Source organism: Aeromonas sp. 102P, assembly GCF_051920345.1.
GTDB lineage: Bacteria > Pseudomonadota > Gammaproteobacteria > Enterobacterales > Aeromonadaceae > Aeromonas > Aeromonas veronii.
In genome coordinates, this window is record NZ_JBQBCZ010000001.1 from 4261288 (window position 1) to 4274876 (window position 13589).

Annotated in this window: 14 protein-coding genes; 5 read left to right on the forward strand and 9 right to left on the reverse strand. The window is 57.3% G+C overall.

Annotated elements, in window-relative coordinates; translation table 11 throughout:
- Positions 1–9 precede the first annotated feature (9 nt).
- From glmM to rlmE, 4 genes are read right to left on the reverse strand one after another with little or no spacing between them, the layout of a single operon-like run.
- Complete coding sequence (gene glmM, locus ACTG1K_RS19975) at positions 10–1344, reverse strand: phosphoglucosamine mutase (protein WP_440006498.1); 1335 nt, start codon at positions 1342–1344, stop codon at positions 10–12.
- Positions 1345–1359: 15 nt separating this feature from the next.
- Positions 1360–2205: a dihydropteroate synthase gene (gene folP, locus ACTG1K_RS19980; RefSeq protein ID WP_279486011.1), complete on the reverse strand. Its 846-nt coding sequence runs from the start codon at positions 2203–2205 to the stop codon at positions 1360–1362.
- Between the two features lie 59 nt (positions 2206–2264).
- A complete protein-coding gene (gene ftsH, locus ACTG1K_RS19985) occupies positions 2265–4211 on the reverse strand; it encodes an ATP-dependent zinc metalloprotease FtsH (protein ID WP_005343537.1) in 1947 nt (648 codons plus the stop codon).
- A 45-nt stretch (positions 4212–4256) separates the two neighbouring features.
- Positions 4257–4886: a 23S rRNA (uridine(2552)-2'-O)-methyltransferase RlmE gene (gene rlmE / locus ACTG1K_RS19990; protein ID WP_005338828.1), complete on the reverse strand. Its 630-nt coding sequence runs from the start codon at positions 4884–4886 to the stop codon at positions 4257–4259.
- 97 nt (positions 4887–4983) lie between these two features.
- On the opposite strand from rlmE, the gene yhbY reads away from it, so the two are divergent.
- Positions 4984–5280 (forward strand): ribosome assembly RNA-binding protein YhbY, encoded by a 297-nt coding sequence (gene yhbY, locus ACTG1K_RS19995; RefSeq protein ID WP_005338829.1) that lies wholly within the window; start codon positions 4984–4986, stop codon positions 5278–5280.
- A 103-nt stretch (positions 5281–5383) separates the two neighbouring features.
- Positions 5384–5965 carry a PilZ domain-containing protein gene (locus ACTG1K_RS20000; RefSeq protein ID WP_425854797.1) on the forward strand — a complete coding sequence of 194 codons (582 nt, stop codon included), beginning with the start codon at positions 5384–5386 and terminating at the stop codon, positions 5963–5965.
- A gap of 76 nt (positions 5966–6041) precedes the next feature.
- On the opposite strand, the gene greA is transcribed toward ACTG1K_RS20000, so the two are convergent.
- From greA to pomA, 3 genes are all read right to left on the reverse strand, one after another.
- Entirely contained in the window at positions 6042–6518 is a 477-nt protein-coding gene (gene greA / locus ACTG1K_RS20005) for a transcription elongation factor GreA (RefSeq protein WP_005343528.1), read from the reverse strand.
- A gap of 156 nt (positions 6519–6674) precedes the next feature.
- The gene (locus ACTG1K_RS20010) at positions 6675–7568 is read right to left on the reverse strand and encodes a flagellar motor protein MotB (protein ID WP_103250974.1); all 894 of its coding nucleotides are present in this window, start codon (positions 7566–7568) and stop codon (positions 6675–6677) included.
- An 8-nt stretch (positions 7569–7576) separates the two neighbouring features.
- Positions 7577–8335 carry a flagellar motor protein PomA gene (pomA, locus tag ACTG1K_RS20015; protein WP_236321226.1) on the reverse strand — a complete coding sequence of 253 codons (759 nt, stop codon included), beginning with the start codon at positions 8333–8335 and terminating at the stop codon, positions 7577–7579.
- A gap of 211 nt (positions 8336–8546) precedes the next feature.
- Between pomA and xseB the strand changes: the two genes are divergently transcribed.
- The 3 genes from xseB to dxs are packed head-to-tail and all read left to right on the forward strand — an operon-like array spanning position 8547 to position 11579.
- Positions 8547–8798: an exodeoxyribonuclease VII small subunit gene (gene xseB, locus ACTG1K_RS20020; RefSeq protein WP_040068599.1), complete on the forward strand. Its 252-nt coding sequence runs from the start codon at positions 8547–8549 to the stop codon at positions 8796–8798.
- Positions 8799–9689 (forward strand): (2E,6E)-farnesyl diphosphate synthase, encoded by an 891-nt coding sequence (ispA, locus tag ACTG1K_RS20025; protein WP_425854794.1) that lies wholly within the window; start codon positions 8799–8801, stop codon positions 9687–9689.
- Positions 9690–9710: 21 nt separating this feature from the next.
- Positions 9711–11579 carry a 1-deoxy-D-xylulose-5-phosphate synthase gene (gene dxs, locus ACTG1K_RS20030; RefSeq protein WP_425854791.1) on the forward strand — a complete coding sequence of 623 codons (1869 nt, stop codon included), beginning with the start codon at positions 9711–9713 and terminating at the stop codon, positions 11577–11579.
- Positions 11580–11652: 73 nt separating this feature from the next.
- Here the strand turns inward: dxs and ACTG1K_RS20035 are convergent, their stop codons facing one another.
- Both ACTG1K_RS20035 and ACTG1K_RS20040 read right to left on the reverse strand, forming a co-directional pair.
- Entirely contained in the window at positions 11653–12594 is a 942-nt protein-coding gene (locus ACTG1K_RS20035) for an ABC transporter permease (RefSeq protein ID WP_019445927.1), read from the reverse strand.
- A 4-nt stretch (positions 12595–12598) separates the two neighbouring features.
- Complete coding sequence (locus ACTG1K_RS20040; RefSeq protein ID WP_005349514.1) at positions 12599–13573, reverse strand: ABC transporter permease; 975 nt, start codon at positions 13571–13573, stop codon at positions 12599–12601.
- Positions 13574–13589: the final 16 nt, after the last annotated feature.

Consider the following 13589-nt stretch of genomic DNA (forward strand, 5'->3'; position numbering starts at 1 on the left):
ATCTGTTCATTAAAACGCCGATTCAACCTGCTTGGCGATGCGCTGAGCCATGTCACGCACCTGCTGCTCATGCTCCCCTTCGACCATGACCCGAATCAGCGGTTCGGTACCTGATTTGCGCAACAGTACGCGACCACGGCCAGCCAGCTCCTGTTCCACCTTGGCAACCTCAGCCATGACAGCATCAGCGGCCAGCGGATCCTTGCCTTCGGCAAAACGAACATTCACCAGCACCTGCGGGAACTTGCTCATGCCGGAGCGCAGCTTGGCCAGCGGCATCTCGGCACTGCGCATGGCGGTAAGCACCTGCAAGGCGGCTACGATGCCATCACCCGTAGTGGTCTGATCCAGACAGATAATGTGGCCGGAGTTCTCGCCACCGATGCGCCAGCCCTTCTCTTCCATCATCTCCAGCACATAGCGGTCACCCACCTTGGCACGGGCAAACGGAATGCCCAGGGTTTGCAGCGCCAGCTCCAGACCCATGTTGGCCATCAGGGTGCCGACGACCCCCCCCTTGAGGCGACCATTGCGCAGGGCATCGCGGGCAATGATATAGAGGATCTCGTCGCCATCGATTAGATAACCGGTGTGATCCACCATGATCAGACGATCGCCGTCACCGTCGAATGCCACCCCGAGATCGGCCTTGCACTCCAGCACCTTGGCAACCAGCGCGTCAGGCGCGGTAGAACCGACACCATCATTGATGTTGAGACCATCCGGGGCACAGCCCATGGTGATCACGTCGGCACCCAGCTCGCGAAATACAGACGGTGCAATGTGGTAAGTGGCGCCGTGGCCACAGTCGACCACCATTTTCACCCCATCCAGATTCATGTGGGAGGGGAAGGTGCTCTTGCAGAATTCGATATAGCGACCGGCGGCATCATCAATGCGCACCGCTTTGCCAAGTTCGGCCGACTCGACACACTTGAGCTCGTGATCCAGCTCGGCTTCGATAGCCAGCTCGACATCATCAGGCAGCTTGGTGCCGTCGGCGGAGAAGAACTTGATGCCGTTGTCATAGAAGGGGTTGTGGGAGGCGCTGATGACGATGCCAGCTTCGGCACGGAATGTGCGAGTCAGGTAGGCAACCGCCGGCGTGGGCATCGGCCCCATCAGAATGGCCTTGAGGCCTGCCGCGGAGAGCCCCGCTTCCAGCGCGGATTCCAGCATGTAACCGGAGATGCGGGTATCTTTGCCAATCAGCACCTTTTTGGTGCCCTTCTTGGAGAGCACCTTGCCGGCAGCCCAACCCAATTTCATTACAAAATCAGGGGTGATCGGGTATTCGCCAACCTTGCCGCGTACACCATCGGTACCGAAATACTTTCTTGCCATTGTCTGTTCTCTTTATTATCTGGAAATAAAATCTTGTCCCGTCATTGCCAGCCAACCGACGCGCAATGCGTCCATGGTCTCCCTTACATCGTGTACCCTGATGATGCGAGCCCCATGCTGCATACCGATAAGGGCGCATGCCAGACTGCCCGCCAGACGCTCATCCACCGGACGGCCCAGCAGGTTGCCTATCATAGACTTTCGCGACATCCCCACCAATAGCGGCAAGCCATAATCAAGCAGTTCCTTTTGAGCCGCCAACAGCTGATAGTTGTGTGCAAGGGTTTTGCCAAAGCCATATCCCGGATCCAGCAACAGCTCTTCACGACGGATCCCGACCGCCAGACAAGCCGCAATACGCTCATCAAAGAAGGCGCGTACCTCCCCGATCAGGTCGTCATAGTGCGGCTCGACCTGCATGGTTCTCGGCTGCCCCTGCATATGCATCAGACAGACCGGAACCCGAGCTTCGGCCGCGGCTTGCAGTGCTCCAGGTTCTTGCAGTGCCCGCACATCGTTAATCAGATGGGCTCCCGCCTTGCAACCCTCCCGCATCACCGCCGCTTTGGAGGTATCGAGGGAGATCATCACATCCAGCTCACGGACCATCTGTTCCACGACAGGAATGACCCTGTCCAGCTCCTCCTGCTCGCTCACTTCGGGCGCACCAGGGCGGGTTGACTCGCCACCGATGTCGATGAGGGTCGCACCGTCAGAGACCATCTGACGCGCATGGGCCATTGCCCGTTCAAACTGGTTGAAATTACCGCCATCAGAGAAGGAGTCGGGCGTCACATTGAGGATCCCCATCACATGGGGACGATCGAGGGAGAGGCTGAGCCCCTTGCTGGTTAACTGCATTTTCACGTCCATCTGATAAAGAAAAACCCCGGGCAAGCCCGGGGTTTGGAGAGTCACAATTATTTGGCCGGAGCGTCGTTGGCTTTGTCGATAGTGACATCCGCCACCGGTGCAGCCTCATCGGCAGGCTTGGCCTCGGCAGCCACAGTGGAACCGCCTTGCGGGGTATCACCGTGCTCGTCATGCCAGTTGCTCGGAGCACGTACCTCGCGACGCGCCATCAGATCATCGATCTGTTTGGCGTCGATGGTCTCGTACTTCATCAGCGCATCTTTCATGCTGTGCAACACGTCCATGTTATCCAGCAGGATCTGCTTGGAACGGGCGTAGTTGCGGTCGATGACCTGCTTGACCTCGGCATCGATGACACGAGCGGTATCGTCGGACATGTGCTTGGCCTTGGCCATGCTGCGACCGAGGAACACCTCACCATCTTCTTCCGCGTAGAGCATTGGGCCGAGACGCTCGGACATACCCCACTGGGTCACCATCTTGCGTGCAATGTCGGTCGCTCGCTCGATGTCGTTGGAAGCGCCAGTAGAAACCTTCTCGGCACCATAGATCAGCTCTTCTGCCAGGCGACCGCCATACAGGCTGGAGATCATCGACTCCAGATGCTGCTTGGAGTGGCTCCAGCGATCCTGCTCCGGCAGATACATGGTCACACCCAGCGCACGACCACGCGGAATGATGGAGACCTTGTAAACCGGGTCATGATCCGGAACCAGACGACCAATGATGGCGTGACCGGCTTCATGATATGCAGTCATCTCTTTTTCGGACTCTTTCATCACCATGGAGCGGCGTTCCGCACCCATCATGATCTTGTCCTTGGCCTTCTCGAACTCGGCCATGGAGACCACTCGGCGGCTCTCGCGGGCAGAGAAGAGGGCTGCTTCGTTGACCAGGTTGGCCAAATCCGCACCGGAGAAACCGGGGGTACCACGGGCAATCAGCGCCGGATTAACATCATCCGCCAACGGAACTTTGCGCATGTGCACTTTCAGGATTTGCTCGCGACCACGGACATCCGGCAGACCGACCACAACCTGACGGTCGAAACGGCCCGGACGCAGCAGTGCCGGATCCAGTACGTCAGGACGGTTGGTGGCTGCGATGACGATGATGCCTTCATTGCCTTCAAAACCATCCATCTCGACCAGCATCTGGTTAAGAGTCTGCTCACGTTCATCGTGACCACCACCCAGACCGGCGCCACGCTGGCGACCGACCGCATCAATTTCATCGATGAAGATGATGCAGGGGGAAGATTTCTTGGCCTGTTCGAACATGTCACGCACCCGGGAGGCACCGACACCGACGAACATCTCCACGAAATCGGAACCTGAGATGGTGAAGAACGGCACCTTGGCCTCGCCCGCAATGGCCTTGGCCAGCAAGGTCTTACCGGTACCGGGAGGACCAACCAGCAGCACACCGGTCGGGATCTTGCCGCCCAGTTTCTGGAATTTGCTCGGGTCGCGCAGATAGTCGACCAGCTCCTTCACCTCTTCCTTGGCTTCATCGCAACCAGCTACATCGGCAAAAGTGGTCTTGATCTGATCTTCACTCATCAGGCGAGCCTTGCTCTTGCCGAACGACATGGCACCTTTGCCACCGCCGCCCTGCATCTGACGCATGAAGAAGACCCAGACACCGATCAGCAGCAGCATCGGGAACCAGGAGATGAAGATAGAGGTCAACAGAGACGGCTCTTCCGGCTTCTCGCCCATCACTTTGACATTGTGATTGAGCATGTCGTTGAGCAGCTGGGGATCCGGCGCAGGGATGATGGTGGTGAATCGTTCACCAGTACGCTTGACGCCATTAATGACCTTACCGTCCATCCGCACTTCACGGATCTGCTCTTGGGTCACCTCTTTAACGAAGCTGGAATAGTCCAGCTGGCGACTGGTGGTATCGCTGGGGCTGAAGCTATTGAACACCGACATCAAAACGACGGCGATGACCAGCCACAGGATTAAGTTTTTCGCCATGTCACTCAAATCAGTAACCTCGCAGACTGACAGTTAACGATGAAGGTTAGGGTACTACAGTTTAAAACCGGTAGCCACAATGTAGACTTCCCGTGATCTGGCGCGGGATGAGTCTGGTTTACGAATTTTGACAGCGGAGAAAAGTTTACGAATTTCATTGAGATAGGCATCAAAGCCCTCTCCCTGAAACACCTTCACTACGAAACTGCCGTCACTACGCAATACCTGATTGCACATGTCCAGCGCCAGCTCGACCAGATACATGGCGCGAGCCTGATCCACCTGCTGGGTACCGCTCATGTTGGGCGCCATATCAGACATCACGACATCGACCTTGTCGGGACCCACTCGCTCCAGCAAAGCGCCGAGTACAGTTTCCTCCCGAAAGTCCCCTTGCAGGAAATCGACACCAGCAATGGGATCCATCGGCAAAATGTCACATGCGATGACGCGACCCGAATCACCAACCTGTTCAACCGCGAACTGGGACCAACCACCGGGGGCAGCTCCCAAATCCACTACGGTCATGCCATGTTTCAGCAAGCGATCCTTGCCCTGGATCTCGTCAATCTTGAAAACAGCACGAGAACGCAGGCCCATTTTCTGGGCTTTTTTGACGTATTGATCGTCGAAATGTTCTTTTAACCAGCGAGTTGAACTGGGGGAACGTTTTTTCTGGGTCATGATAATCGACTTTAAAAAACCACAAGGGTTATTAGTATTAAGGGCTAAGTGGGGGTAGAATACGCCCCTTTCAACCCTGACTTATGAAGAAATTGCGATGATTCTCAACAATAAACAGAAACAGTACCTCAAGGGCCTTGCCCATAGCCTCAAGCCTGTCGTCCTGCTGGGTCAGCATGGTCTGACCGAAGGTGTACTGGCCGAGATCGATCTGGCACTGAACCATCACGAGCTGATCAAGGTTAAGGTTGCCTCTGAAGATCGCGAAATGAAACAACTGGTTATGGATGCTATCGTCCGTGAAACCGGTTCAATCAAGGTGCAAAGCATGGGCCATGTGCTGACCATTTATCGTCAAGCCAACGAACCCAAAATCCAGCTGCCCCGCAAGTAAAAGGAAAGAGCATCGCTCTTTCCTTATTCCACTTCTTCCCGAGTCGCTTGCCAAAGTAGTCGCAAAGCCCTTAACCTGCGATGAATACTTCCGGACACGCATTATGGCTCACCATCCTATTCTGACCGACGATGAGCTGGCCATGCTGCGGGACTTGGGGAGCAATCAGGACACCCATGTTCTGAGTGGTCACCTCGATGCCCCCATGCTTGGCTTGCTGCAAAAAGCCGAACACCTTGTACTCGAAGCCCGCTTCGCAGGCCATCAGCTGCGTTTTCCCCTGAGCTTTACCCAAGGGGAAGATGGCTTCGTCGAGCCCCGCTTATCTGCACCGGTCATCAGGGAGCTGGGGTTTGCCCAACCACGCGCCTGGCGTCTCACCCAAAAAGCCAAGCTATGCAGCGAGCGGGGCCTGTTTCAGGTACTCAGCCTCTCCCTCAACGGCCTCATCGTGGAAAATTTGCCAATCGACATGGTGGCCGATACCCCCATCAACGGCGAGCTCTGCATCGAGCAAGAGGACCCTCTTCCACTGCAGGGACGACTGGTAAGGCGCATCAAAGTCAATGCCGACCATGCCACCTGGGCACTGAGCTTTCAGATGAGCGAAAACAACATCGAACGGCTGCGCCACTGGTTGTTTCAGCGTCATCAGGACGCCTTTACCGAGGCGTATCTGTCCTGATTTTTATCAATAATCACATAGATAAAGACAAACAGGGGAGCGCAAGCCCCCCTGTTTCATTGTCTGTAGCATTCGCTTAGATATAAGCGACTTCCAGTACTTCGTATTCCACATCGCCAGCAGGTGTCTTGACGATTGCAACATCGTCCACTTCCTTGCCAATCAGGGCGCGGGCAATGGGGGAATTGACAGAGATGAGGTTCTGTTTGATATCAGCCTCATCATCACCCACGATGCGGTAAACCACCTCTTCCTCTGTCTCGCTCTTGAGCAGTGTCACCGTCGCGCCAAAAATAACGCGGCCGTTGTTGGTCATCTTGGTGACATCGATCACCTGCGCATTGGAGAGCTTGGCTTCAATCTCCTGAATGCGGCCTTCACAGAACCCCTGCTGCTCGCGAGCGGCATGGTATTCGGCGTTTTCCTTCAGGTCGCCGTGCTCACGGGCATCGGCAATCGCTTCGATAATCTGGGGACGAAGCTCGGTCTTGAGATAATCGAGCTCTTCGCGCAGCTTCTCAGCGCCGCGAACAGTCATCGGAGTATGATTCATAGTCGAAACCTGGGTTGCTTGAAAATAGAAACTGCGGCCATCTGCAAGGAGGCCGCAGCAATCGGTTCGGATGAGGCATCTTAATATGAAGCCAACACAAAATCCACGTCAGCCCCCTGATGCAGATCCCACTTGCGTCATCGGCATTCCCCTCGCTTACTTCCCTTCCGGTACGGAAATTGGGGACGAAACAGTCGGCTTGCCCTGCATGATGGCGATCTCCACCCGCCGGTTCATCCGACGATTTTCCGGGGTGGTATTGGGCACCAGTGGCTGGGAATCCGCCATCCCCTGCACCACCAGTCGCCCCTGATCAAAACCGGGGACCTTCAGCATCTGGTGCGCCACCGCCACCGCCCGTTGCGACGACAGCTCCCAGTTGGACTGGAACAGCTCATCTTCGGTCGCCACGTTGTCGGTGTGACCAGAGATGGTGATTTCACCCGGCACATCCTTGAGCAGGGTCGCTACCTTGCGAATGACCGGCCAGAACTGGGGCTGCAGAAACGCCGAACCGGCCGGGAAAGACGCTTTTTCCCTGATCCGGATGATGATCTGCTGGCCCAGCGCCTCAATTTCGATGGCGCCATCCTGGATCTGATCTTTCATCTGCTCGGCGAGGGCTTTGGCCAGGGTATTGGACTGTTCTTGCGCCTTCTTCGCATCCTGCGCGGTATCGCCCCCCGTCTGTTTGCCATCACTCTTGTCCTGACCACCTGCCTGATCCGACTCGCCGGGCAGAAACTCCAGTTCGGTCTGGGTCAGATCGATGGTCTGCTGCATCACGGTATCAATTGGCGTGGGTTCCGGGCGACCGGGCCTGAACTCCTGGGCAATCACCGAGGTCCCCTTGGGAATATCTTTCACCTCAAGGATGTTCTGTACCCCGAATGCCTTGTCCATGGAACCGGCTATCTGCTTGAACTTCTGCACATCCATCTCGGCAAAGGAGAGCAATAGCACGAAGAAGCACATCAGCAGCGACATCAGGTCGGCAAAGGTTCCCATGTAACCAGGGAGCCCTGGTGGCGGGCACTTGCAATCAGACATAACGCCCCCTATTCGGTGCCGGTATTACGTTTGGACTGGTTCAGATAGTTTTGCAGCATGGACTGGATCACCCGCGGGTTCTGGCCATCCTGAATCCCCATAATGGCATCAAGGATCAGGGTACGACAGAGCTTCTCCTCTCCGCTGCGCAGCTCCAGCTTGTCGGCAATCGGGATAGCCAACATATTGGCCTCTATCGCACCGTACAGGGTGGTAAGCAAGGCCACCGCCATCGCCGGCCCGATCGACTTGGGGTCACTCATGTTGGCCAGCATGGCCACCAGACCCACCAACGTACCTATCATCCCCATAGCAGGGCCCAGATCCCCAAGGGTACGGAAGACCTTGATGGCAATGACATGACGCTCGGCTGTCAGGTCGATATCCTTTTCCATCACGGCACGCACCACTTCGGCATCGTGACCATCCACCAGCATGTCGATCCCTTTTTTCATAAATGCATTGGGGATCTCTGCGGCCTCCAGCGCCAGAAAGCCCCCTTTGCGAGCCGCGTCAGCCAGTTCAACGGCTTTGGTAATCAGGTCTTCAAGCTTGTCGCCCTTGTACATAAAGGCTTTACCCGCCACCTTGAATGCCATCAGGAACTGGCCAAGGTTGAACTTCATCATGGCGATGAAGATTGATCCCAATACAGTGATGTAGACCGATGGCATATCAACATACATGCTCATGGGGCCACCCAGCAGCATGCCGTACACCACCACCCCGAAACCCAGCACTATCCCTATCAGACTGCCTAGATCCACGTCCCTACTCCTGTCACCGGTTCTTATGTCTATTTATAGTCTGTTGAATTTTCTGCTATTGCGACCCATGCGGCAAGCATGCATCCACTGAGAATGATGGCTCATTATCGGCCAGTTTAGCGAGAGTTTGAGGGGGCAATGCTTTTCTGCCTCCCCCCTGTGGACGGTCGATGTTAATATAAGCCGTTTTTTTCAATCCCCGAGGATGGACATGGCCAGTAAAAAAATCGACCGTCTGAGTTTTGATGCCACTCTGGAAGAGCTGGAAACCATCGTTCATCAGCTGGAACAAGGTTCCCTACCCCTGGAAGAGGCACTCAAGCAGTTCGAGCAGGGCGTTCATCTGGTTCGGGCCGGTCAGCAGAAGCTGGAACTGGCCGAACAGAAGATCCAGATCCTGCTCAGTCAAGCCGATGGCAGTGACCAGCTCGCCACCTTCCAGCCAGAACAAGGAGAGGAGTGAGTGGCGCTGGACCATTTTTCCCGTCTGCATCGTCAGCGTATTGACGACTGTCTGTCAGCACAACTTGAATCCTTGCCCGCCATGGCGCCGCGTCTGCGCGATGCCATGAGTTATGGCCTGCTGCTGGGCGGCAAACGGGTTCGCCCGTTTCTGGTCTACGCGGTCGGCGAGATGCTGGGCGTCAAGAGCGAACTGCTGGATGGCCCTGCGGCTGCCGTGGAGTGCATCCACGCCTACTCCCTGCTGCACGATGACCTGCCCGCCATGGATAACGACGACCTGCGTCGTGGTCAGCCAACCGTTCACAAGGCGTTTGACGAAGGAACCGCCATTCTGGCCGGTGATGCTCTGCAGACCCTGGCGTTCTCCATTCTGGCCGATCACCCCATGCCCGACTCCTTGATGGCCAACCGGGTGCGGATGCTGAGTACCCTCGCCCGCGCCTCCGGCTATCTGGGTATGTGTGGCGGCCAGGCGCTGGATCTGCAGGCCGAAGGGCGCCAGATCACGCTTACCGAACTGGAGCAGGTACACCGCCACAAGACCGGTGCGCTGATTGAATGCGCCGTGGCGCTCGGCGCCCTGTGCAAAGCCGATGTCGATGACGACACGCTTGCTGCCCTGCAAACCTACGCCGCCGCGATTGGCCTCGCCTTTCAGGTGCAGGATGACATCCTCGACATCACAGGTGATACCGCCACCTTGGGCAAGCCGCAAGGTTCTGACCTGGCGCTGGAGAAAAGTACCTATCCGGCCCTGCTCGGACTCGAAAATGCCCGTGAGCTGGCTCGCGAACTGCATGGGAAAGCCTTAACAGCCCTGCAATCCTTGCCCTACAATACCGACATTCTGGAAGCGTTTGCCGATTACATCATCGAGCGAACCCACTAAACGCTGGATAACAGTAACAATATGAGCGTTGATATTAGCAATTTCCCCAACCTGGCCCTCGCGGACACTCCGGTCGAGCTGCGTTCCTTGCCCAAAGATCGGCTGCCGGTGCTGTGCAACGAGCTGCGCGAATATCTGTTGCGCTCTGTCAGCCGCTCCAGCGGACACTTTGCCTCCGGTCTCGGCACGGTCGAACTGACCGTGGCCCTGCACTACGTCTACAACACCCCGTTCGATCGGCTGATCTGGGATGTGGGCCATCAAGCCTATCCCCACAAGATCCTGACCGGGCGCCGTGACCAGATCCACACCATCCGGCAGAAGGATGGCCTGCACCCCTTCCCCTGGCGCGGCGAGAGCGAGTACGACGTGCTCTCCGTCGGCCACTCCAGCACCTCCATCGGTGCGGCGCTCGGTATGGCGGTCGCCGCCGAGAGTGAAGGGCTGGGTCGCAAGGTCGTTGCAGTGATCGGTGACGGTGCCATTACCGCCGGGATGGCCTTTGAAGCGCTCAACCACGCCGGCGATGTCCATAAAGACATGCTGGTGATCCTCAACGACAACGAGATGTCCATCTCAGAGAATGTCGGCGCGCTCAACAACCATCTGGCCCGGGTCATGTCCGGCAAGCTCTACACCACCATCCGCGAAGGTGGCAAGAAGGTGCTGGCGGGCCTGCCACCGGTCAAGGAGCTGGCCAAGCGGGCCGAAGAGCACCTCAAGGGGATGGTTGTGCCCGGCACCCTGTTCGAGGAGTTCGGCTTCAACTATATCGGCCCCATCGACGGTCACGATATCGAGGCACTGGTCGAGACCCTGCGCAACATGCGCAACCTCAAGGGCCCGCAACTGCTGCACGTCAAAACCAAGAAGGGCAAGGGTTACGAGCCGGCGGAGAAAGACCCCATCGGCTATCACGCCGTGCCCAAGTTCAATCCTGACGATTGCTCCCTGCCCAAGGCGAGCAGCGCCAAACCCACCTTCTCCGCCATCTTTGGCCAGTGGCTGTGCGACATGGCGGCCAAAGACGAGAAGCTGGTCGGTATCACCCCTGCCATGCGCGAAGGCTCTGGGCTGGTGAAATTCAGCCAGCAATATCCGGATCGCTACTTCGATGTGGCCATTGCCGAGCAACATGCAGTCACGTTCGCTGCGGGTCTTGCCATCGCCGACAAGAAGCCGGTGGTGGCCATCTATTCGAGCTTCCTGCAGCGCGCCTACGATCAGGTGATCCACGACGTGGCGCTGCAAGATCTGCCGGTGCTGTTCGCCATCGACCGGGCCGGTCTGGTGGGCGCCGATGGCCCGACCCATCAGGGGGCGTTCGACATCAGCTTCCTACGCACCGTGCCCAACATGGTGGTGATGACGCCCTCCGACGAGAACGAATGCCGCCAGATGCTCTATACCGGCTATCTCCATCAGGGCCCTGTCGCAGTGCGCTATCCGCGCGGCAGCAGCCTGAGCGACGCCCCCATCTCGTCAGAGATGCAGGCACTGGAGCTTGGCAAGGGACGAATCCTGCGAGAGGGCAAGGGCACTGCTATTCTGGCCTTTGGTACTCTGCTGCACCACGCCAAAACGGCCGCAGAGGCACTGGATGCCACTCTGGTGGACATGCGCTTTGTCAAACCGATGGATGAGGCGCTGGTGCTGTCGCTGGCGGCCAGCCACGATCAGTTCGTCACCATCGAAGACAACGCTATCATGGGCGGCGCCGGTTCGGCGGTGAACGAACTGCTGATGCGCAGCAAGCAGTGCAAGTCGGTGCTCAACCTCGGCCTGCCGGATCGCTTCGTCGAACAGGGCACCCAGCAGGAGATCTATGCCCTGCTCGGTCTGGACGATGCAGGCATCCAGCGCAGCATCGAAAGCTGGCTGCAAGCCTGATAACGCTTAAAGCTATCAAACAAAAGAAGGGCGCCTCACTGGCGCCCTTCTTATTTTGCGTTTCTGACTTGGATTACCCTTTGTAGATCTTGGGGTTAAATACATCCCGCAGCCAGTCGCCCAGCAGGTTGATGACCAGCACCAGCACCACCAGACAGATACCCGGGAAGGCGGTGATCCACCAGGAGCCGGAGAAGATGTAGTTGAAGCCGACGCTGATAAGCGAACCGAGCGAGGGCTGATCAACCGGCATTCCCAGACCGAGGAAGGAGAGTGCCGCCTCGCTCATGATGGCGTTGGCCACCTGCACGGTGGAGATCACCAGAATGGGCGACAAACAGTTGGGCAGAATGTGGCGGAACATGATGCGCGGGGCGCGGAATCCCATCACCTTGGCTGCTTCCACATACTCCTTCTTCTTCTCCGCCAGCACAGAGGCGCGCACGGTACGGGCATACTGCGGCCACTCGGCGATACCGATGATCACCACCAGCATCATGATGGCGAACTTCGAGTAGAACTCGGAGCCAAAGGTTGCCTGAAATATGGCGGAGATGATGATCGCCACCATCATGGTGGAGAACGACAACTGCACATCGGCAAAGCGCATCAGCAGGTTGTCGATGCGGCCACCGAAGTAACCGGCAATCAGACCGATGACGATACCGAGCACCAGCTGCAGCGCCACCGCAAACAGACCGATAGTGAGGGAGATACGGGCGCCATAGAGGATGGTGCTCCAGATATCCCGCCCCTGGTTGTCGGTACCGAGCCAGAAGCGCTCCTCGCCGCCTTCGAGCCAGGAGGGGGGCAACTCGGCATCCATCAGATCAAAACTGGTCTGGTCATAGACGTTGTGCGGAGCGAGCCAGGGCGCCAGCAGCGCCGCCAGCACGAACACCACAAACACCGCAAAGCTGAACATGGCTACCTTGTCCCGCAGGAAGTAGTAGACGATGTCAGAGTTCTTGAAACGTGCCCAACGGCTTGGGCTTGCAGTTACAGCATTAGTCATGCGCTTACCCCTTGGCAGTCAGGTTAACGGTCGGGTTAATCAACCCGTAGAGCAGGTCGACCAGAGTATTGGTCACCACGAAGATCAGTCCCACGAAGATGACGTAGGCGGTGATGAGGGGCGTATCGACCCGGTGGATCGCCTCGAGGAACAGGAAGCCGGTGCCCGGCCACTGGAACACGCTCTCGGTCAGGATGGTGTAGGCCACCATGGTGCCGATCTGCACCCCACCGACGGTAATGACTGGCAGCATGGTGTTCTTCAGAGCGTGCTGATAGTAGACCTTGTTGTTGTCCAGCCCCTTGGCGCGGGCGAATTTGACGTACTCGGAGGAGAGCTGCTCCAGCATCTCGGAGCGCACCAGCCGGATAAACAGCGGTAGCATGATGGAAGAGAGCGACACCGCCGGCAGGATCAGGTGCAGGATGCCATCCCAGGTAAAGAAGCCCGACTCCCAGCCCAGCAGGTTACGGGTCTCGCCGCGGCCATAGGCCGGCAGCCAGCCCAGCTGGATGGAGAAGAGGTACATCAGCATGATGGCGGTCAAAAATACCGGGATCGAAATGCCGATGCTGCTCCCCGCCATGATGATCTTGGTGGGAATGCTGCGCGGGCGGATCGCCGAATAGACACCGAGTGGAATGGAAACCACCACGATGATGAGCGCGGCAGCAAAAACCAGCTCAAGGGTAGCCACCAGCTTGTCGAGGATCACCTCGAGAGCGGGTCGCTTGAAGAAATAGGAGGTGCCCAAATCCCCATGCACCGCATTTTTCAGAAAGCGGCTGTATTTGATGAGGAAGGGATCGTTAAGGCCCATCTTCTCGCGCAACTCGTGACGCTGGGCTTCGGAGACGGATTGTCCCACCAGCTCACGCAACGGGTCACCCAGGTTGTCCTGGATGGAGAAGGCGACCAGGCTGATGACGAACATCACTATCACGGCCTGATAGAACCGTTTCAGCAGGAATGTAAACATGCTTGTCCTTCTACGT